Below are 21420 nucleotides of genomic sequence, written 5' to 3' on the forward strand. Positions count from 1 at the left end.
AACGCACCCAAGAAGGTGATCGATATGGAACCCCAAGTATTCGTTGGTATCGACGTCGGAAAGTCTCAGCATCACGCCACCGCAGTCAATCAGGAGGGCGGGGTGGTGCATGACAAACCGCTGCCACAATCCGAGCCCAAGATTCAGGAACTCCTGACAGATCTTGTCGCCAAACACGGCGAGTTGCTGGTCGTAGTAGACCAGCCGAAAACTATCGGTGCGCTGGTTGTCGCTGTAGCTCAGCAGATGGATGCTCAGGTGGCGTAGTTGCCAGGACTGACGATGCGTCGAGTCGCTGATCTGCATCCGGGTCAGGCGAAGACGGATGCCCGAGATGCTTACATCATTGCCGAAACTGCCCGCACCATGCCACACACGCTGCGGGGTATCACCGTGGCTGAAGAACAGATCGCGGAGTTGTCAATGCTGTGTGGTTTTGATGATGACCTGGCAGCCCAGCTGACTCAAGTCCGCAATCGGCTCAGAGGGCTGCTGACGCAGATCCATCCAGCATTAGAGCGCGTGCTGGGGCCACGGTTGGCACACCCAGCAGTCGTTGATTTACTCGGCAGGTATCCAACTCCTGCGGGGTTGAAACGCGCCGGTCGAGGCCACGTTCGAGCTCGGCTCAAAAAGCTTGCGCCGCGCATGGCAGCACGGTTGACCGATGAGATCTTTAGGGCATTAGCCGAGCAAACGACTATCGTGACCGGCACTCATGCTGCTGAGCATATTATTGGTCGCTTAGCTGCCCAACTACAGCAACTCACGCAGCAACGCAGTGATGTTGAAGCTGAAATTTTGTTGGTGGTTGATGCGCACCCTCTTACCGAAGTCCTGACTTCCATGCCCGGTGTTGGAGTCAGGACTGCCGCACGCATTCTCACCGAAGTGGTCGGTAAAGACTTCAAATCCGCAGCTCATCTAGCATCTTATGCTGGCATCGCACCGGTCACTCGGCAGTCTGGCACCTCAATCCGTGGTGAGAGTCCGTCCCGACGCGGCAACAAAGTCCTCAAACGCGTCCTGTTCTTGTCAGCCTTCGCCTCGATCAAAGGCGATCCCGTGTCCCGTGCCTACTACGATAGAAAACGAGCCGAAGGAAAGCGCCACAATCAAGCCATCATCGCCCTCGCTCGACGCAGATCAGACGTGCTCTTCGCGATGCTCAGAGACGGCACCTTCTACGAATCCCGGCCTACTCAACTTGCAACAGCAGCTTGACGAAAACTATAGAAGCACCCCCCTCCCGCCACAGACACTGAATTTTCTTGTGATTGACGTGCCATCCTTGGCCCCCGGGCATCATGATAGGCACGGCGATATCCCCATCGCGGATGCTCCTTGGCGTATTGGCACAACCAGGCACGTAACGGCTGATCAGGGTCCACCACGGTGTCCTGGTTCAGCGGTCTGCGCCAGGCAGAGCGGGACAGCCCAGCCAAACGGCATGCCATACGCTCACTGATCGCAAACGACCGGAGCAAGTGAGCAATGGCAGCACGGCGTCTGCCTGGGCCTAGAAGTTTCCCTCTGCAAGTTCTTTCAACGCGGCTTTCTCCAGCTCAGCCTCAGCCAGCAGCCGTTTCAGTGTGGCGTTTTGTTTCTCGAGTTCCTTCAGGCGTTTTGCGTCGTTGGCTTTCATGCCACCGTATTGGTTGCGCCACCGATAATAGGTTTGCTCAGCGACTTCCAATTCGCGGCACACGTCAGCCACGGTCTTGTCTTCACCGAGAAGGCGATCTGCTTGGCCAAGCTTCCGAACTATCTGTTCCGGAGTGTGGCGCTTTCGTTGATTACTCATCGTATGATCCATTCTCCCCGAAAACCTCAGGGTTATGGACTCACATAACGATTGGACCTAAAAAATGGGGTCAGGCCACTGGCGATCATGTTGTCACGCAAAACTACCGGCGCCATCCAGCCAGATGGCGATACTCGCCAGATGCTGCGTCCCGGTTATGCCACCAACGCCGATTCGCTGACCATGGCCGCCCACGTCGTCGCCGTTGAATTCGCGACTGTAGCGGCCGCCAACTACTGGCGCGACTAACGCACGGCACCAACCTGCAATCTTGAGACATCGCCCGCCCATTGTGGCGGGCGATAGGTTTATGGTGTTGAGATAGCATCAGCAAAGCCGCGAAAGAAGCACCGTGCAACCCATCCAATATCAGCAACAGTCCCATACGCATGGCACTACGCCAACGACCACACCGTGGTGGAGTCCGCGCGATCTGACTCCCGGTTACTTTGCCCTGGTGATGGGCAGCAGCATCGTCTCAATCGGTCTTCACCTGCGCAGCTACTTCATCGCGTCCATAGTGCTACTGCTCATCGCGGCGGTGGCCTATGTGGCTTTGGTGGGGCTGAACCTGTGGCGGCTCATCGCCCACCGGTCCGCTATGGCCGAGGACTTTTATGATATCCGCCAGTCCTTCGGCTTCTTCACGTTCGTGGCGGGCACCTGTGTGCTGGGCTCGCGGCTGGCACTGTCCGGCTGGTGGACGACCGCCGCCGTCCTACTGGTGATCGCAGCCAGCTCCTGGCTTGCACTGGGGTACCTGGTCCCGGTCGTCGCAGTACTGGGCAAAGCTGAACGTCCAATCATCAAAGGCGCCAACGGTTCCTGGTTTGTCTGGGTCGTGGGCGCGCAATCAGTGGCCGTACTGGCTGCCACCCTGGAACCGGTGCTGGCCGGCGGCATCCGTGACATCCTCGCGATCACGGCAGTCTTCGCGTGGTCGATTGGCTTGGTGCTCTATGTTGCCGTCGCGGTATTCGTAGCCCTTCGCATGATGAGCTATCCACTAGATCCACGCGAATTCAACCCACCCTACTGGGTGTCTATGGGAGCCCTTGCTATCACCGTGGTGGCCGCAACCCGGATCGCTGAAATGGCGTCCTCGCCGATGGTTGATGCCACGCGTGGGCTCGTGGCCGGTATGGCCGTGTTGTTGTGGTGCTTTGCGACCTGGATGATCCCGGCACTGTTTGGCATCGGCATCTGGCGCCATGGAATACGCAGTGTCCCGCTGGTCTATGCACCCGGTTTGTGGAGCATTGTGTTCCCGCTGGGCATGTACTCGGTGGCCGGAATATATCTTGGCAGGGTCAATGACTTACCGATTGTGGAAGCCGTGGGGACGGCGTGGATGTGGGTGGCTGTGACCGCCTGGAGCATCACCTTTGTCGCAATGCTGCGCGCCATTGTGCCGCGCATCTCACCCCGGCGCTGAGAAAAGGAGTATTCTGAAACCATGTTGATTGGTGTACCCACAGAAATTATGAATAACGAAAACCGCGTTGCCCTGACCCAGGGTGGTGTGCACGAGCTCGTCGAAGCCGGCCACACCCTCTTGGTGCAGGCCGGAGCCGGAATTGGCTCGGGTATTGCGGATGAGGATTACCGCAGCGTCGGTGCCGAAATCGTTGACGATGCAGCCCAGGTATGGGAACGCGCGGAGATGATCCTGAAGGTCAAAGAACCGGTGGGTGAGGAACTCACGCAAATGCGCGAAGGTCAAATTCTGTTCGCCTACCTGCACCTGGCGGCCTCTGCCGAATGCACCAAGGCCATCTTGGATTCCAAGGTCACCGCGCTCGCCTACGAAACCGTGACTCGTGGTCGCGCACTGCCACTGTTGGCTCCGATGAGCCAGGTGGCCGGTCGGCTCGCCCCCGTTGCTGGTGCTTACCATCTCACCCAGTCCCAGGGTGGCTCGGGTGTACTGATGGGTGGTGTTCCCGGGACCCGCCGTGCCAACGTCGTCGTCATTGGTGGTGGTGTCGCCGGTGAAGCAGCTGGCGTGATTGCTGCGGGTATGGGTGCCAATGTGAAGGTCATTGATCTGAACCTGGAACGCTTGGCCGAACTTGAAAAAACCCACCAAGGCCGTCTCGATACGTTGGCCTCCAACGCCATGAACATCGCCGAAGCCGTGGCAGATGCAGACCTGGTCATCGGTTCGGTGCTTATCCCGGGTGCTGCGGCGCCAAAACTTGTGACCGCCGAAATGGTAGAAACCATGCGGCCTGGTTCTGTATTGGTTGATATTGCTATTGACCAGGGCGGTTGTTTTGAAAATTCGCGTCCAACCACGCACCAAGATCCCACCTATTTGGTGGGCGACAAGATTTACTATTGTGTTTCCAATATGCCTGGTGGTGTCCCGCAGACTTCCACTGCGGCGTTGACCAATGCCACGCTGCCCTACATCCAACGTGTTGCTTCCCAGGGTTGGGCCGGGGCACTGTCTCATGATGCTGGCTTGGCCGCTGGTCTCAATGCACATAACGGTCAGCTGGTACACCGCGGTGTCTTCGATGCTATGGCAGACCAGCTATCGCTGAACCAGGCACACGACTTCACACCCGTTGAGGATGTGCTCGCCAACGCCTAAGTGGAGGTGGCAGGAACGATGGATCTGACCAAAGCCGCTTATCAAGCTGCACCCGGTGGACCGCTAGATGTCGATGAAACGTTCTATGCGGCAATCCGGGATCGCACCGGTCAACAGCAGCAACTGGTTACAGAACTCACGGTTCCCATCCGCTCGGGTCGGGCCTGGGTTGTGCCTGCCGGACATGTGTGCCGTGTAACGACCATCGAGGGTGCGCAGGTGGCCGATATGAATTTCTGGAATCTGGCCGACCCGCGAGAACGAATGTGGGCTGCCAGGACCCGGCAGCTGCAGGCTGCTCACGTAACGGAATTCGACCGTCTCTGGTCAACTCTGCCGTTTCTGCGGCCGATGGTGACCATCATCGGTGACTCACTGCGCGACTACGGTCAGGACACCGAGGGCGGCAGAGTGCACGATCTGCTGGGCACCCGCTGCGACCCGTATGTCAGCCGCATGCTTGAAGGTGAAGACTTTGATTACCATTGCCATTCGAACCTGACACGGGCCATAGCGCCGTTCCATCTCACGGAATTCGACGTGCACGATGTGTTGAATGTTTTCCAGTGCACTGGCCTGAATGCGGCCGACGAGTACTTTATGAAGACCTCCCCGGCGCAACGCGGAGACTACTTTGAATTCTTTGCCGAGTTTGATCTACTCGTCGCACTCTCCACCTGTCCGGGTGGCGATCTCTCGGTGCCGATGTTCGGCCCAGATGCCGGCGATGCGCTCAGCGTATGCAATCCACTGGGCGTCGAGGTCTTTTCCCTCCATAACGATCTCCTCGAGGGGTGGATCCCACCTGAGCGTGCGGCCTACGCAGGACAGCATGGCATGAAGAGCCACGACTGGACACAGTAATCAACCACAAGCTGACGTAGTCCAAAATATAAGCTCAAGCAGGTAACGAGCTGCGGTATCGGCGGAAACCCAAGGGACACCTACTGGGCATCGGCATCTGAACCATCGACTTCGTAGTCAATTTCGGGTTCGTAATCCTTCGGGATAACGGTGATGACGACCCGACGGTTTTGTTGACGACCCTCCTTGGAGTTGTTATCCGCCCGGGGATGGTCCTCACCCATGCCTTCCGCTGTTACGTCCCCGGATGACACGGTGCTGTTGTCTCGCAACCATTCGACGACAGCTTCTGCGCGCTGTTCGGATAGCTCCGCGTTGTCGGCATATTCTTGGGACGGCAGATCATCCGTGTGGCCTTCTACCCGGATAGTGTAGCTCTCGTCGCGTTCTCCAATGTCGTCGGCAATAGCCTGGAGTTCGGTCTCGGCCTCAGAGCGGAGCGCGTGCTGATCACTATCGAAGAGCACGTCACCTTCAGTGGTGTACGAGGTGGTCTCATCGTGTTCGGAGTATTCCGTGTGCTCCGTTCCTTCCACACGATATGAATCCAAGCGGTCGCTATCGACGCGGGCTGAATCCACTCGCATACTGTCGACTCGGTAGCTGGGTAGCCGCGTTGATGGGACGCGGTCACCGCTTTCCGTGGTCACTCCGAGACGATTCTCGCGGCTGTTGTGGCTACGGGAAGCGTAGATGTGGGGCCGGTGAATATGTGGACGATACACGTGCGCAATGTGGTCGCCTTCTTCCGCGTCATCGGGTTCAGTTTGGCAGACCTGTTCCTGGTATTCACCCTCTTGTTCGACAGCTGGCGAGATGATTTCCTCTTGGACGAGCTCATGCAATACTGTCCCATCGGGGAGTTCAACGGCCGGCACCGTGCGTTCGGGGATGCGGTATCCGGGGATGAACGAACCCGAGATTTCCACTGCCGGTAGGCAACCGCCGGGTGCAGGGTATTCAATCAGACATCCACCTTGGCCGACTCGCTCTGGTATGACGATAGCTGGAGCACCAGGCACTTCTACTGTTTGGCCGGCGACTTCAACCGTGTCGGCTGAGAGCCCTTCCAGCTCCTCTTCAGGGATGACGACGTCGTCTAGCCATTCAACGGTGGCGCCGTCGATATTTTCGGCGTCGAGACATTGTTGAAATTCGACGGGGTCATCAACTTCGGCGACCAGGGAGTCGCCAGAATAGGTGTCTTCATCATCCTGATCGACCGCTTCGGTTTCCTGCGAGGCGGCTTCTTCGTCACGGAAGCCTGCTCTTTCTTCCGGGGCACACGAGCTCAGCGCGAAGGAACTCAGCAGTGCCAGGCCCAGGGTTCTGTACAAGCTGGTGGGTTTACTGGTGGTCATTTGTCTCCCCCAATGGTTAGTCTCCGCGATTGATATAGCTGTGGTGCCTGTGAGTCGTTCGATACAGCAGGAAAGTTACACGCATCATTAAAGACTTTTCAGCCGATGTCATCGCTACACACGTGCAGATGACCTGGGCATCATACGTGTCACAATGACGGCGGGTGCCGCACCTATGGTGCGACACCCGCCGTTCTGCCGTTACTTGCTGGTGACTAGGAGTTCATAGAGGCGTCAGCCTGGCTAGCGATCTTGGTTTCTTCGCCAACGCGAGGACCAGTTGGCACCTTGCGGTCAGCTTCTGCCTCGGTCACCAACGGGTAGACACCGGATTCGTCGTGAGTTTCACGCCCGGTGACCGGTGGGTTGAACACGCAGGCCATACGCAGCTCAGTGGTGGCGCGCACGGTGTGCTTCTCGTGGCCATCCAGCAGGTACAAAGTACCGTCGCGCAGGTCGTGGACTTCGCCGGTTTCTTCGTTGGTGAGGGTGCCTTCGCCCTGGACGCAGTAGACGGCTTCGATGTGATTCTCGTAGTGGAACGTCGAAGTGGTTCCGGCGTAGATCACGGTGTCATGCATCGAAAAGCCAACGCCTTCGCGGGCCAACACGATGCGGCGTGAGCGCCAGGTTTCGGAGGTAACGTCGCGCTCTGTATCGTTGAGGTCTTCTAACTGGGTAACGATCATTGCAAGTCTTCCTTTGTGAAAAAGTGTGTGGTCGTGGAAACGCGAAGAGGTCTTAGACCTTCGCTGTTTCGTTCAGGACAAGGGTGATGTCCTGACCGGTGACTTCGCTGATCACTTCGGCCAGGATGCTCAGTCCGCGTTCCAGCACATCAAGCTCGATGGTCAGAGCTGGCATGAGCTTGAGCACTTCGTCCTTTGGACCGGAAGTTTCCATCAGCAGGCCTTTTTCGAAGCCGGCTGCAGCAACCTTGCCGGCGATCTCGGCGTCGTCAAAGGACAGACCGGTCAACAGGCCACGGCCTTTGACGGACGTACCTTCAACTTCGATGGCGATCTTGGTCAGCGCATCCTGGATGGTGTCGATGACGTTGGCGAGGTGACCTTTTTCGAAGGAGTCGTCAGCCCAGTAGCGGCGCAGGGCAGCAGTGGCGGTGACAAATGCTGGGTTGTTACCGCGGAAGGTGCCGTTGTGCTCGCCTGGAGCCCAGACGTCGAGTTCAGGCTTGAACAGAGTCAGGGCCATTGGCAGGCCGTAACCGGAGATGGATTTGGAGACACAGACGATGTCTGGGGTAATGCCGGCTTCTTCGAAGCTGAAGAATGTGCCGGTACGTCCACAACCGGCCTGCACGTCGTCAACGATCAGCAGGATGTCGTGACGAGCGGTCAGTTCGCGGAGTTCTTGCAACCATGCGGTGCGTGCAGCGTTGAGGCCACCTTCGCCCTGGACGGTTTCGACGATGATCGCGGCTGGCTTGTCGACGCCGGAGCCGGAGTCTTCCAGTACGCGCTCGAGCCACAGGAAGTCTGGGGTTTCACCATCGAAGTAGTCGTCGTATGGAATCTTCGAGCTGTTGGTCAGGGCCATGCCTGCGCCCTTGCGCTTCATGGAGTTCCCGGTAACCGACAGTGAACCAAGGGTCATGCCGTGGAATGCGTTGGTGAACGACAGGATGTGCTGACGGCCGGTGACCTTACGGGCCAGTTTCAGCGCGGCCTCAACGGTGTTGGTACCCGTTGGTCCTGGGAACATGACCTTGTAGTCGAGGTCGCGAGGGGCAAGGATCAGTTCTTTGAACGTCTGCAGGAAGTCGCGCTTGGCCGGGGTCATCATATCCAGTGAGTGCACCAGAGCATCGGAGGTCATGTATTCGACCAGCTCGGAGCGCAGTTCAGGATTGTTGTGACCGTAGTTCAGTGCGCCGGCGCCGGAGAAGAAGTCGATGTAGTCTTTACCCTGCTCATCGGTCATGATCGATCCGGATGCTTTGGTAAAGACGGTTGGCCAGCCGCGGCTGTAGCTGCGTACTTCGGATTCTGTCGTTTCAAAAATACTGGTGTCCATGGTGTTCCCCTCCAGGGTCGTCTTCTGGGTTGTGTTCGTCGCTGACGTGGGTGTCAGTGGACCAATACTGTGTAGATATTCGGTGTCGTGGTTGTCCGGGTAGAGATCCGGGGTGAATAGCGGTGTGATGTTGTGGGTTGCGCCGTGGCGATCGGCCAGTGAGGCAAACAGCCGGTTGGACGCGACGTTGTCGTCGGTCACGGTGGTCTCGAGGCGCTGCGCCGAGGTGGCGTCTACCAGGTAGTCGAGCATGCGGCTGGCCAAACCGTGGCCACGTGCTGCGTCATCGACGGCGACCTGCCAGATCAGCAAGGTGGCCGGATCGTCGGGACGCATGAAGCCGGTGATGTAGCCCAGCAGCTGCTCGTCGTGGTCAGAGACAGCGACCACGCTGGTTGCCGAGAAGTCCCGGCACCACAAGAGATACTGATACGAAGAGTTCAGATCCAGTACGCCGGTGTCTCGGGTCAGCTGCCACATGGCGGCCCCGTCGGACATCTGCGGCGCACGCAGATCTATAGTGAAACGAGAATGTTCGTTTTCAGTTTCGGAATGAGGCATGGGTTTCAGATTAGCGAACTGAGCGCATATAGCAACCTGAAAATGAGCCCAGATCTAGCCAAACAGGCCGTGTTCGAGGCCGCTCATACCGCCATCCTGTCGCAAGATGCTGCGGCTTTCAACGACCTTACCTGCACCCCGGAAACCCCCGTTCGCCCGTTATCATTTCGTTACAATCTTGTTATCGTCCCGTAACCTCGGCGGTCGAACCAACCGCCAAGACTTCCACTTGTTGTGGCGCACGACACGTTCTATCCGGCCGGAATTTGGGCGCTTGATGCATCCGGCCGAGTTCACTTCAGCTTTACTTTTCATGGGTCAGGACTTCGCTTCACCGGGCCTTATCGTTTAGATCAACGCGACATGATCACTGAGTCAACCACTCATGACTCACGCATTTCACCTGGAGGTGACCACTCCTTGACTCGCATATCTCGATGGCTACCGGCAACAACCCTGGCCTTTGGACTCGCTGCCTCCGGCCTCGTCTTCATCGCTCCCACGCATGCGCAGCAAGTAGACCCCGAGCCCGATACCGAGCTCCTGAACGAAACCAGCCAATGGTCCTATCTGGACGACGGCAACGATCCGTCCAATGGAGAATCCACTCGCACCGCCTGGACCGCAGCTGACTTTGATGATTCAGCTTGGAATACCGGCCACGGAAGCTTTGGCGCAAACGACGGTGAAGCCACCGCTCTGGAAGGCGGCCACACACCAGCGAACCTGTTGGACCAATACGACGACGAGGGCGCGAATACCGAAGCATTCTTCTTCCGCGCGAACTTCACCGTCGACGCCGCAGCGCTGGAAAACAACTCAGCACTCACCGGTTCGCTGCTCTTTGATGACGCCGCTGTTGTGTATATCAACGGTGAACGCGTGACTGGTTTTGGCGACGATCAGCTGGCCCTGTCTGACGACGGCGATGATCGCAATATGGTCTATGGCGGCCCTGACCGGGACGCTCCAGTTCAAGAGCAGTTCACTATCCCCACTGATGTGGTGAACGCCGGCGAGAACACTATCGCGGTACAACTGCATCAGGCCAACGAGGAAAGCTCGGACGTCTACTTCCAGTTCGAGTCACTGAAGCTCACCGGCTCCGAGACTGAAACCAGTCCCGATACTGAGGCCGACACTGATGCAGTCGCACCAGCGGACGAAGCATCCGACTCGCCAGCACCTGAAGCAGCTGAAGCCTCCCCAGAAGCCGCAGCGAGCCAACCGATGGCGCTGATTGACGGGCAGGAATGGAGCTATCTGGATGACGGAACCGATCCGGCCAATGGCCTGGAGGATCGAACCGACTGGACGGCCCCCGAGTTCAATGATGCGGACTGGGACACTGCACCCGGGAGCTTCGGCGCCCTCCGCGGCGAACACGCAGAACTCAGCGGCGGCCACCTGCCAGATAATCTGTTGGATCAGTACCACGAGGATACGTCCGACAATAAAGAAGCGTTCTTTTTCCGCTCCGATTTCAGCGTTGAAGCCGCTGATCTTGAAGACGAGCTGATCCTGAACGGCTCTATCCGCTACGACGATGCGGTGACGATTTTTGTCAACGGCGAGCGCGTGGCTGGTTTCCACGACGGCGATCTGGAATTTGCCGAAGATGGCGAAGACCGCAATATGGTCTTCGGTGGGTCCAACAGCTCCGCTCCAATTCTGGAACAGTTCACGGTACCGACCGATCTGTTGGTCGAAGGCGAAAACACCATCGCCGTTCAGCTGCACCAGGGCCGCGACGGTAGCTCAGACATTTACTTCGATATGGAGTCCCTGGACTTCGAAGAGCCACCCCTGGCGGACAGCACGCAGGCGTGGAGCTATTTGGATAACGGCACCGACCCATCCGATGGTCTCGAAAACCGCACCGACTGGACCGCACCGGAATTTGATGACGCTGACTGGTCGTCCAGTACCGGCGGCAGCTTCGGCGCACTGCGCGGCGAGCAAGAAGAGCTCAACGGTGGCTACTATCCAGACAACCTGCTGGATCAGTACTACCCAGACTCCGACGGATTGAATAAGGAAGCCTTCTTCTTCCGCACTGACGTCACAATCGATGCAGCAGATCTGACCGACGACACCGTCTTGCGCGGTTCGCTGCGCTACGATGACGCAGCCATTGTCCACGTCAACGGGGAACGCATCGAAGGATTCCACGACGGTGGTCTCGACTTCGCCGACGAGGGCGAAGGCCGAAACATGGTGTACGGCGGTTCCAACAGTAGCGCCCCCAACCGTGGGGAGTTCATTGTGCCCAACGAGCATCTGGAAGCCGGCGAGAACACCATCGCCGTCCAGCTCCATCAGGGTCGCGATTCCAGTTCCGACATCTACTTCGGACTCGAGAACTTGGATTTCGACCAGATCGAAGCCACCAACGATGGGCAGACTTCCATCCTGTTGGGTATGGGCGCTGATTCAACCGAGCGTCGTCTCTCCTGGTTCACTGACTCCGGTGTAGCTGAGTCTGTTCAACTGGCCGAGGGCGCACACGACACCATGCCAGCTGCTGCAATCACCGTCGAGACAACCGAACAAGACTCCAGCGCTGATTTCGGTCGCGACTATGCCCACGCCACCCTGTCTGATCTGACACCGGGTACGTACAGCTACCGCGTCGGTTCAGACGAGGGCGGCTGGTCAGACATCGCACAGTTCGAGGTCTTCGAACAGGATCTGGAACACACCTTCACGTTCTTCGGTGACCCACAAATTGGCGCATCAGGCAACGTCGCAGGTGACGCAGCGGGCTGGCAGAACGCCCTCGATGCCAATGATCAGCTCTTCCCTGAGTCGCAATTCCTGCTTTCTGCCGGCGACCAGATCAACGACTACAGCGGCAACGTCAACGAGTACAACGCCTACCTGGCCCCAGAGCAGATGAGAACCAACGCGTTCGCCCAGACGCTTGGCAACCACGACTCCATGAGTGGGTTCCCACAGCGGCTCTACCACCAGCACTACAACCAGCCCAACCTGGCGGACTACGATACGTCCGAAGGCACCTACTGGTTCAAACACAACGGTGTGCTGCACCTGAATATCAGTACTGAATACCGAGACTGGGATGATCACCGTGAGTTTCTCGAGACCACGATCGCAGAACAGGGCGATGACGCTCACTGGACCATGTTGACCTTCCACCGCCCGCTCTACAGTGTGGCCAACCACTCGACGTCGGGCACCACGAACGACATTCGTGATGGCCTCGGCCCGATCATCAACAACCTCGACATCGATGTTGTGTTGACCGGCCACGACCACTCCTACTCCCGGAGCTTCCTGATCGATGCAGAAGGCAACCAGGTTGATCCTGCTGCGTCTGAGACGATCGTCGATGCAAACGGTGATGTCGTTGAACCTGAGGCTGCTGCTGTGCCAGCTCAGGAAACCGATACCCCTCCTCTGACCTATGAAGGCACAGAATCCAGCCCACGGTTGGATGAGGGCATGCACGTTCGAGTCACCCCCGAAGAAGGCGAAACCCTGTTCGTCACCGCGAACTCCGCGAGCGGTTCCAAGTACTATGGCCTGCGAGATGTCAGCGAATACCGGGACGGTTTCCAAGCACGTTTCCGTGACCAGCAGTACGAGCAGAACATCACCGGTGTGGAAGTCGATCAGTGTACGGTCACCGCAAAGACCGTGGAACTCGACGGCACCGTGGTCGATACCATCGAGCTACTCCGCGACCGCACGGATCCAGAAATCACCGCAACCAACAACGCTATCGAGCTTGGTGCTGAGTTCGATCCACTGACTGGCATCGACATCACCGATGACTGTGCGACCCTGACCACCGATGACCTCGAGGTCGAAGGCGAAGTCGATACCGCAGCCCTTGGTGACTACGCACTGACTTACCGTGTTGCTGACGATGCTGGCAACGAAACGACCTTCGAACGCACCGTGGCCGTCACCGAGGCTACGGATTCGGAAGAGGAACCCACTGAGAGCGCTCAAAACGACCAGACCTCGGACACCACCGCAGCCGGTACCGGCCCTGGAACAGATAGCGGTAGTAGCACTGCTGATACAGAGCGGGTCGCTGACACTAACGATTCCTCCGGATGGTTGGCCAGTACTGGCGCCAGCATCGGGTGGATAGCAGCACTTGGTGGTCTCGCGATTGCCGCGGGTATGGCCATGCTCATTGCCAAGCGTCGCCAACAGATGTAGGAAGCACGCTACGACATAACTCAATACTGATCTGGCGGTGTATCTCGGTGACGAGGTGCACCGCCAGATGCTTTCCCAATAATGCTGTCCGAGTGTCGGACTAGGGCTTAGGCTTCGAAGATGGGTACGAGCAAGTTAGGAGGCTTCTTGGTGGGACGCATTCCACAATGGCTGCCAGCAACGCTCATAGCGCTGAGCCTCGTGGCCATCGGCACGCTTTTGACGGCACCTCTGTACTCCACGCCGGATAGGTCTGGAACTACCGACGAGCTCCGTTTTCCTACATTGGACGAGCACCGGAACCGCTACGCCACCGGACCAACGTCCATCTTGCTGGGCATCGGCGCCGAGCCATCTGAGCGTCGGCTCTCCTGGTTCACCGATACCGGCGTGCACGAGACCGTCCAGGTAGCAGAGGGCTCACACGAGACCATGCCAGCACTCGCGGTCACCGTCGCAGCTGAGGAGCAGGCTCAGAGTGCCCGTCCCGGCCATGACTATGTCCACGCAACCCTGACGAACTTGTCGCCGGGAACTTATAGCTACCGCGTCGGCTCCGAACGCGCTGGCTGGTCGAAGATCGAACAGTTTGAGATTTACCACCAGAACGTTGACCACGAGTTCACCTTTATCTCGGACGCCCAAATAGGAGCATCGGGCAACCGAGCAGATGATGCCGCAGGATGGCAGCGTGCACTGCAGGCAAACGATGAGCTCTTCCCGGACTCACAGTTTGTGCTGTCTGCCGGGGATCAGGTGGAGGCTGACTACACGGGCAACATTGCCGAGTACCAGGCCTATATCGCGCCGCCGCAGATGCGCACGCAAGCATCAGCCCAAACCCTGGGCAATCATGACTACAACCTGTTCACGCCACAACGGCTCTACCATCAGCACTACAATCAACCCAACCTTGCTGACTACGACGCAACGCGGGGTACCTACTGGTTTGTCTACAACGACGTCCTGCATCTCAATATCAGCAGTGAATACGAAAACTGGGATGAGCATCGAGAATTCCTCGAATCCACCATTGCCGAACACAGCGACGAGACACAGTGGACGATCCTTACCTTCCATCGTGCACTCCACGGTGCCGCCAACCATGCAGTCGATTCGAGTACAACGGATGCTCTCCGTGATGGACTCGGGCCAGTGATCATCGATCTCGACATCGACCTGGTTCTCAACGGTCACGATCATTCCTACGCGCGCAGCTTTCTCATCGACTCCGATGGCCAGCAAGTACATCCGAAAACTTCGGAAGAACAAGCTGATCACGGAAGCGTCAGCGTCACCCCAAAAGCAGACGAAACCCTGTTCATCACGGCCAATTCATCGAGCGGATCGAAGTACTACGAATTGGTTGATGCCGATTCGTACCGGGACGGTTTTGAACCACGTTTTCGTGATCAACAATATGAGCCAAACATCACCGGTATTGCAGTCGACCAGTGCTCTCTCACCGCAACCACAGTTGAATTCGATGGCACGGCAGTGGATACAGTCAAACTTCTCCGCGACTGTTAGTTGCGCTAGCTTATGTTTGATAACGATGCGTTGTTAGACGGCTTGCGTCTCATGTTGAGTGACTCGCTGTTTCTGCGTGCGGGCAGCGCGTAAGCCGTTGCCAATCACGATCACCTCGGCGACTTCATGAACGAGTACTACCGCTGCCAGCCCGAGCGTTCCGGTGATGGCAAGTGGCAGGAGAACAGCGATGATCGCCAGTGAAAGCACAATGTTTTGATTCATGATGAACCGTCCCCGACGTGCATGCGCTAGAGCTTGCGGGATGAGGCGCAAGTCTTGGCCGGTGAAGGCTACATCAGCGGATTCGATAGCGGCATCAGATCCGGTTGTGCCCATTGCGATGCCCACCGTGGCTGTTGCTAGCGCCGGAGCATCGTTGATTCCGTCACCGATCATGCCAGTAGGTTGCTGTTTCACGGATTTGGAGATCTCGGCAGCTTTATCTTCGGGACGCAGTTCAGCTCGAAAATCGTCTATCCCGGCCGCAGATGCTAAAGCATGAGCCGTGCGAGCGTTATCACCGGTCAGCATCACGACTTCAATGCCTTGAGCCTGCAGTTGCGTTACAGCGCCGGTGGCTTCTGGGCGCAGTTCATCTCGTACACCGATCGCTCCGATGACTTCCGCATTACGAGTGACGATGACGCAGGTCTGCCCGTTGGTTTCCATCGCTTCCACCGTGTCAGTGAGTACACCACCAGCCAGCCATCGAGGACTTCCAACCGATATTTCGTCTCCCGCTACCTGGCCGATAATCCCGTGGCCTGGTGCTTCGGACACGCTGATCGCTGCAGGTATCGTTGTTGCGGCGGTGGTGATCGCCAACGCTAGCGGGTGGGTACTGTGCTGTTCCAAGGCCGCAGCAAGACCCAGCACTTCGTCACGGTCCTCGCCCGCTATCGTGTGGACTGCGGTCACGGATGGTTCATTGCGAGTGAGTGTTCCGGTTTTGTCTACTGCAAGACTGCTCAAGGTTCCCAATTGTTCAAAAGCTGCACCACTTTTGATGATGACCCCGAATTTACTGGCCGCACCGATTGCTGAAACCACCGTGACTGGCACGGCGATAGCTAGAGCACACGGGGAAGCGGCCACAAGGACGACGAGGGCTCGTGTGAGCCACGTTTCAGGATCACCAAAGATGGATCCAAAGATCCCAACCAGCACCGCAAGTACCAAGACACCGGGTACTAATGGCTGCGCGATGCGGTCAGCAAGCCGAGCACGCTGACCTCGGTCATTTTGAGCCTGTTCTACCAAGCTGACTAGCGCCGTCAATGAGTTATCAGTACCGGCTGCCGATGCGGTAATTTCTAGCGCACCCGAGCTGTTAATGGCTCCTGCCGCGACACTGTCTCCGACAGTGACCTCAACGGGGATTGATTCTCCGGTGATGGCTGACGTGTCGAGATTACTGCTGCCAGCAGAAACGATGCCGTCGGTAGCGATTCGCTCGCCGGGACGTACCCGCAACACATCACTGATGCGGATTTCGCTGGCCGGTATATCAACGGCAGAGTTATTGCGAAGCACTGTCGCTGTTTCGGGCACAAGTTTGAGCAAAGCGCGCAGGCCGGTGCGCGCCCGATCCATGGCCTTATCTTCAAGCGCTTCCGCGATGGAATATAAGAACGCTAGCGCTGCGGCTTCTTCGACGTATCCCAGGACGACTGCACCTGTAGCGCTGATCGTCATGAGTAAGCCAATGCCTAGCTTGCCCCGTGTAAACAGCCCGCGCAGTGCTCCGGGCACGAATGTGGAAGCCCCGAAGAGCAGACCAGTCCAGAACAATACTTGGGCAATGGTATCCCCGCCCGCGTTGTCGGCGGTGCTCCACTCGGTGATCAGGCCAGCGAGAAAGAAGACAGCTGAGGCTATGGGGATAAGGACTGCCAGGTCGCGCCACCACGGTTGCTCCGGTTCGGCCGCTTGGGTGTCGGTGGTCGTTTGTAAGTCGCAGCATACTGAACTCATAAGACCTGCTCCGTGGCCGAAGGCTCACAGCAGCCTGCAACGGTGCAGGTCGAGTCAATACATGGCACCTGCTCGTCCACCGCCAGCGTCACCTCGACTAACGCTGTTAACGCCACCGTCAGATGCGGGTCAGCGATCTCGTATCGCGTTTTTCGCCCTTCAAGTTCGGCCACGACGATTCCGCAACCACGTAAACAAGTCAGGTGATTGGAAACATTCGTACGCGTCAAACCCAAATCCTGGGCGAGTTGAGCCGGATAGCCCGGAGCTTGTAACAGTGAAAACAAAATTTTTGAACGCGTGGGGTCAGCCATCGCCCGGCCAAGCCGATTCATCACATCGATCTGTGCGTCTATAGTCATCATCCACTGAACCATACAGTATTCAATGACCTATTGGGTAAGTGCTAGATCCGCCCTGTTCTAGATCCGTTCAGTTATAGCATCGAGAGAAATATGCTTAACCTAAGCTTCGCGGAAGCCTCTGCGATTTTATGGCTGGGAAGACTCAGGTGGAGCGCTATAGCCAGGGCGTGGCCGCTGCACTTCAGGAGAGGTCAATGAGTTCACGTAGCTGGCTGAAGGCTTCCGGAATGACACTATAGTGGGCCCATTTTCCGCGCTGTTCGCGGATCACCAGGCCGGCCTCCACAAGCTTCTTCATGTGGTGGCTTACGGTCGGCTGGGTAATGTCGAGCTCCTCGGTAAGATCGCAGGCGCACACATCCTGGCAACCCTGAGCGGCCACATGTGATAGGAGGCGTAGTCGGGTGGGATCAGCCAGCGCTTTCAGTATTCCGGCGAAGCGCTCGGCCTGAGCTACACCCATCGGGCTGTCTGCCAGCGAACAGCACTGCTGATCGGTTGTGGCGGATAGAGCTGATTCTTCGACTGTAGTACTCATACCCCCATCATACATTGACAGGCATCTATCTGGCAGGATACGCTCGCAGTCATGTATTGATGGTTATCAATGTGAGAACACGGAGAAATAAATGAGCAAAGCAGTAAGCACTGCTGCAACCACAGAGTCGCCGGTTATGCAAGAAATGTCTTTTCTGGACCGCTGGTTGGCGTTGTGGATTGTGCTGGCTATGGGGTTGGGTCTGGCATTGGGGCGATTCGTTCCCGGCCTGAACACCGTCTTAGATTCTATGACCGTCGGCGGGATCTCCATACCGATTGCTATCGGCCTGTTGGTGATGATGTATCCGGTGTTGGCAAAAGTCCGATATAGCGAAACACACAGGGTCACGGGCGACCGGAAACTGATCATCTTGTCTCTGGTGCTCAACTGGGTACTGGGGCCGTTGTTTATGTTCATATTGGCCTGGGTGTTTCTGGCAGACCTGCCCGAATACCGCACGGGGCTGATCATTGTGGGGCTTGCCCGATGCATCGCCATGGTGTTCATCTGGAATGACATGGCATGTGGCGACCGCGAGGCTGCAGCGGTACTGGTGGCAATCAATTCGGTATTCCAGGTGGTGGCCTACGGCGCGTTGGGCTGGTTCTATCTTCAGTTGTTGCCGTCATGGCTGGGCTTGGAGACCACTTCCGCGCAGTTCTCTGTGTGGGCGATCGTTGCATCGGTGCTGGTCTTTCTTGGCATCCCGCTGCTGGCCGGCTTCCTGACGCGAACCTTCGGAGAAAAGGCAAAAGGTCGCGATTGGTATGAAAATACGTTCCTACCAAAAATTGGACCCTGGTCACTGTATGGGCTGCTGTTCACCATCGTGCTGCTCTTCGCTTTCCAAGGAGAAGCCATCACCTCCCAGCCGTGGGATGTCGCCCGCATGGCGGTACCGCTGCTGCTGTACTTTGTGCTGATGTTCCTGGCAAGCTTCTTTACTTCAAAAGCAGTCGGCCTGAATTACGCCAAGTCGACGTCGGTAGCTTTCACGGCTTCGGGTAATAATTTCGAGTTGGCTATTGCCGTGGCGATCGGCACCTTCGGGGTGACCTCTGGCCAAGCCCTGGCCGGAGTTGTGGGACCACTGATCGAGGTCCCAGTGCTGGTGGGTTTGGTCTATGTTGCGGTATGGCTGGGACGCAAACTCTTCCCCAACGATCCCACGGTTCCCCGGCCTCGTATCCGGAAGACATCATCGATCACGGCCACAACCACCACAGGAGTCTGAATCGTGAGCACACCAGAAAATACTCCCAGTGTGCTGTTCGTCTGTGTGAAGAACAGCGGCAAATCTCAGATGGCAGCTGCTCTCATGCGCCATCACGCTGCACAAACTGGGGCAGTGATCGATGTACATTCGGCGGGCACGGAGCCCGGGCACTTCACGAACCAACTCTCTGCAGAAGTCATTGCCGAACTCGGAGCCGATATGACGGGCGAAACACCCCGGCTCATCGACCCAGACCTTGTTCAGGCTGTGGATCGCGTCGTTGTGCTCGGCAACGAAGCACACGTGGAACCGATGAAGGGCATGACTGGCACCATTCACACGTGGCACACTGATGAGCCATCTGCGCGTGGGATTGAAGGAGCAGAACGGATGCGCCTGGTGCGCGATGATATCGACGCCCGAGTGCGCACCCTGCTTGCCGAATTCACCGATACACCCCTTGCATCCCCGAACAATGATCTCCCGTCGGTGATGTTCGTCTGCGTCCACAATGCCGGGCGTTCCCAGATGGCCGCGGGCTACTTACGGGAGCTGAGTCAGGGACGTATCGAGGTCCGTTCTGCAGGGTCTGAACCAGCCGATCAGCTCAATCCCGTGGCAGTACAGGCTATGGCTGAAGAAGGCATTGATATCACCGTAGCTGTCCCAAACATCCTTACCACCGAAGCGGTGAAGGCTTCCGATGTGGTCATCACCATGGGCTGCGGAGATGCTTGCCCAATCTTTCCGGGCAAACGCTACGAAGACTGGGAACTGCCGGACCCGGCGGGTCAGGGGATCGATGCGGTCCGGGCCATCCGCGACGACATCAAAGCCCGAATCCAGAGCTTGATTCCCGAGCTACTGGAATCGCCCGATCACCAACAGCAACGCTGAACCGAATCACGACGGCGCTCACGCGTCCCCAATATTTTTACGCAATCCCCTTGATTGTTTAGGAGCCCACCATGCAGAACAACACCACTGAGCTACCGGTGATCATCATTGGAGCGGGCCCTGTTGGGCTGGCGGCTGCCGCGCATCTTCACGCACGCGGCCTCCGCCCACTCGTGTTGGAAGCCGGAGCCTCCGTAGCAGCCGCGATCCGCGGCTGGGGAAACACGCGGCTGTTCTCGCCGTGGCGCTACAACATCGACGAGGCCGCCAGGCGACTGCTGGAGGCCGATGGCTGGCAGGAACCGGACCTGGAGGCACTGCCCACCGGCCACGAACTGGTCGATGACTACCTCACCCCGCTGGCAGCGGCACTGAAAGACGTCATCCGCACCGGCTCACGCGTTGTCGCCGTCTCCCGCGAGGATATCGACAAAACCCGCAGCGCCAACCGTGACAGCACCCCGCTCCTCGTTCGCGTCGCTCTTGCAGACGGATCATACGACGACGTGCACGCCCGCAGCGTGATCGATGCCTCCGGCACCTGGTCGAGGCCCAATCCGCTGGGTCGGTCAGGTCTGCCTGCACCAGGAGAAACCCGGGCCGCAGCCAGCGGTCTGATCACTCAGTCTCTGCCTGCTGTCACAGGTGCCGAGCGCGAGCGATTCGCGGGGCGTCACGTCCTGGTGGTTGGTGCTGGCCATTCGGCGGCGAACACACTGCTAGACCTGGCTGAACTAGCTGAGGAGGTCCCCGAGACACGGATCAGCTGGGCAGTGCGTTCTGCTGATGTATCCAGCGCGTACGGCGGGGAGAGCGATGACGAGCTCGCAGCACGCGGTGCTCTCGGGTCGCGACTCCGAGCGCTCGTTGAATCCGGCGTCATCGACGTCCACACTTCATTCGTGATCTCAGGCTTTGAATTCTCCGGTGACCGGCTCCGTGTCCTCACGACAGAAGCCAAAGATCTAACGGTAGACGTGCTCGTGCCCGCCACCGGCTTCCGTCCTGACCTGTCGATACTGAGCGAGCTGCGCCTCGAACTGGATCCCGCAGTCGAGGCGCCGCGACAGCTCGGGCCGCTCATCGACCCGGAGTTCCATTCCTGCGGCAGCGTCGAACCACATGGTGAGCAGGTCCTGTCCCACCCCGAACCGGGCTTCTACATCGTGGGGATGAAGAGCTACGGCCGGGCACCCACGTTCCTTATGGCCACCGGTTATGAGCAGGTCCGCTCCATCGCTGCGGCGTTGGCAGGAGACCGTGCTGCTGCCGACGCCGTGCATCTCGACCTACCTGAGACCGGTGTGTGCAGCACCGACCTCGGTGGATCCTGCGACGCGCCGGCAGAACCTCAGCTGGTTTCGGTAGGCCGGTCCACACAGGCATCGTCAACGTGCTGCTAAGGCAAGATGAGCCAGCTGCATACCTGGCCAGCTCCGCAATGCGATCTGACCCTGAACTGATCGTCCTCGCGTGG

The 21420-nt window shown here is 57.9% G+C and carries 15 protein-coding genes and 4 pseudogenes; 11 read left to right on the forward strand and 8 right to left on the reverse strand.

Annotation, left to right across the window (positions count from 1 at the left end; all coding sequences use genetic code 11):
* The first annotated feature begins 24 nt into the window (after positions 1-24).
* Positions 25-1224: pseudogene (locus G583_RS13825) on the forward strand (IS110 family RNA-guided transposase).
* A gap of 7 nt (positions 1225-1231) precedes the next feature.
* Here the strand turns inward: G583_RS13825 and G583_RS16510 are convergent.
* Positions 1232-1804, reverse strand: a pseudogene (locus G583_RS16510) (transposase); the annotation flags it as partial.
* Between the two features lie 51 nt (positions 1805-1855).
* Between G583_RS16510 and G583_RS0102635 the strand changes: the two are divergent.
* From G583_RS0102635 to G583_RS0102650, 4 genes are all read left to right on the forward strand, one after another.
* Positions 1856-2053 (forward strand): hexameric tyrosine-coordinated heme protein, encoded by a 198-nt coding sequence (locus G583_RS0102635; RefSeq protein ID WP_022869645.1) that lies wholly within the window; start codon positions 1856-1858, stop codon positions 2051-2053.
* Between the two features lie 103 nt (positions 2054-2156).
* The gene (locus G583_RS13830) at positions 2157-3239 is read left to right on the forward strand and encodes a tellurite resistance/C4-dicarboxylate transporter family protein (RefSeq protein WP_022869646.1); all 1083 of its coding nucleotides are present in this window, start codon (positions 2157-2159) and stop codon (positions 3237-3239) included.
* 21 nt (positions 3240-3260) lie between these two features.
* The gene (ald, locus tag G583_RS0102645) at positions 3261-4403 is read left to right on the forward strand and encodes an alanine dehydrogenase (protein ID WP_022869647.1); all 1143 of its coding nucleotides are present in this window, start codon (positions 3261-3263) and stop codon (positions 4401-4403) included.
* An 18-nt stretch (positions 4404-4421) separates the two neighbouring features.
* Positions 4422-5267 (forward strand): urea carboxylase-associated family protein, encoded by an 846-nt coding sequence (locus G583_RS0102650; RefSeq protein WP_022869648.1) that lies wholly within the window; start codon positions 4422-4424, stop codon positions 5265-5267.
* Between the two features lie 80 nt (positions 5268-5347).
* On the opposite strand, the gene G583_RS16165 is transcribed toward G583_RS0102650, so the two are convergent.
* The 4 genes and pseudogenes from G583_RS16165 to ectA form a co-directional block, all read right to left on the reverse strand.
* A complete protein-coding gene (locus G583_RS16165) occupies positions 5348-6628 on the reverse strand; it encodes an OmpA family protein (RefSeq protein ID WP_022869649.1) in 1281 nt (426 codons plus the stop codon).
* Positions 6629-6843: 215 nt separating this feature from the next.
* A complete protein-coding gene (locus G583_RS13840; RefSeq protein WP_022869650.1) occupies positions 6844-7317 on the reverse strand; it encodes an ectoine synthase in 474 nt (157 codons plus the stop codon).
* 52 nt (positions 7318-7369) lie between these two features.
* A complete protein-coding gene (gene ectB, locus G583_RS13845; RefSeq protein WP_029629206.1) occupies positions 7370-8662 on the reverse strand; it encodes a diaminobutyrate--2-oxoglutarate transaminase in 1293 nt (430 codons plus the stop codon).
* 63 nt (positions 8663-8725) lie between these two features.
* Positions 8726-9223 (reverse strand): annotated as a pseudogene (gene ectA, locus G583_RS16870) (diaminobutyrate acetyltransferase); the annotation flags it as partial.
* Positions 9224-9643: 420 nt separating this feature from the next.
* Between ectA and G583_RS0102675 the strand changes: the two are divergent.
* The gene (locus G583_RS0102675; protein WP_169558756.1) at positions 9644-13417 is read left to right on the forward strand and encodes an immunoglobulin-like domain-containing protein; all 3774 of its coding nucleotides are present in this window, start codon (positions 9644-9646) and stop codon (positions 13415-13417) included.
* A gap of 120 nt (positions 13418-13537) precedes the next feature.
* Positions 13538-14947, forward strand: coding sequence for an FN3 domain-containing metallophosphoesterase family protein (locus G583_RS0102680; RefSeq protein WP_084677217.1), 1410 nt, complete (start codon positions 13538-13540; stop codon positions 14945-14947).
* A 33-nt stretch (positions 14948-14980) separates the two neighbouring features.
* On the opposite strand, the gene G583_RS0102685 is transcribed toward G583_RS0102680, so the two are convergent.
* The 3 genes from G583_RS0102685 to G583_RS0102695 form a co-directional block, all read right to left on the reverse strand.
* The gene (locus G583_RS0102685; protein WP_022869655.1) at positions 14981-16924 is read right to left on the reverse strand and encodes a heavy metal translocating P-type ATPase; all 1944 of its coding nucleotides are present in this window, start codon (positions 16922-16924) and stop codon (positions 14981-14983) included.
* Positions 16921-17289, reverse strand: a complete 369-nt coding sequence (gene cmtR, locus G583_RS0102690; RefSeq protein ID WP_029629207.1) for a Cd(II)/Pb(II)-sensing metalloregulatory transcriptional regulator CmtR — start codon at positions 17287-17289, stop codon at positions 16921-16923. The genes G583_RS0102685 and cmtR overlap by 4 nt, the downstream gene beginning before the upstream one ends.
* 181 nt (positions 17290-17470) lie before the next feature.
* Positions 17471-17827 (reverse strand): ArsR/SmtB family transcription factor, encoded by a 357-nt coding sequence (locus G583_RS0102695; protein ID WP_029629208.1) that lies wholly within the window; start codon positions 17825-17827, stop codon positions 17471-17473.
* 91 nt (positions 17828-17918) lie between these two features.
* Here G583_RS0102695 and arsB point away from each other — a divergent pair, with 91 nt between their 5' ends.
* From arsB to G583_RS0102710, 4 genes and pseudogenes are all read left to right on the forward strand, one after another.
* Complete coding sequence (arsB, locus tag G583_RS13850; RefSeq protein ID WP_022869658.1) at positions 17919-19064, forward strand: ACR3 family arsenite efflux transporter; 1146 nt, start codon at positions 17919-17921, stop codon at positions 19062-19064.
* 30 nt (positions 19065-19094) lie between these two features.
* Positions 19095-19472: pseudogene (locus G583_RS16875) on the forward strand (arsenate-mycothiol transferase ArsC); the annotation flags it as partial.
* Positions 19473-19538: 66 nt separating this feature from the next.
* Positions 19539-19943 carry an arsenate reductase ArsC gene (locus G583_RS16880; RefSeq protein WP_040894871.1) on the forward strand — a complete coding sequence of 135 codons (405 nt, stop codon included), beginning with the start codon at positions 19539-19541 and terminating at the stop codon, positions 19941-19943.
* Between the two features lie 71 nt (positions 19944-20014).
* On the forward strand, positions 20015-21346 hold the full coding sequence (locus tag G583_RS0102710) for an FAD-dependent oxidoreductase (RefSeq protein WP_022869660.1): 1332 nt from the start codon (positions 20015-20017) through the stop codon (positions 21344-21346).
* Positions 21347-21420 lie beyond the last annotated feature (74 nt).

The organism is Yaniella halotolerans DSM 15476 (genome assembly GCF_000420805.1).
Taxonomy (GTDB): domain Bacteria; phylum Actinomycetota; class Actinomycetes; order Actinomycetales; family Micrococcaceae; genus Yaniella; species Yaniella halotolerans.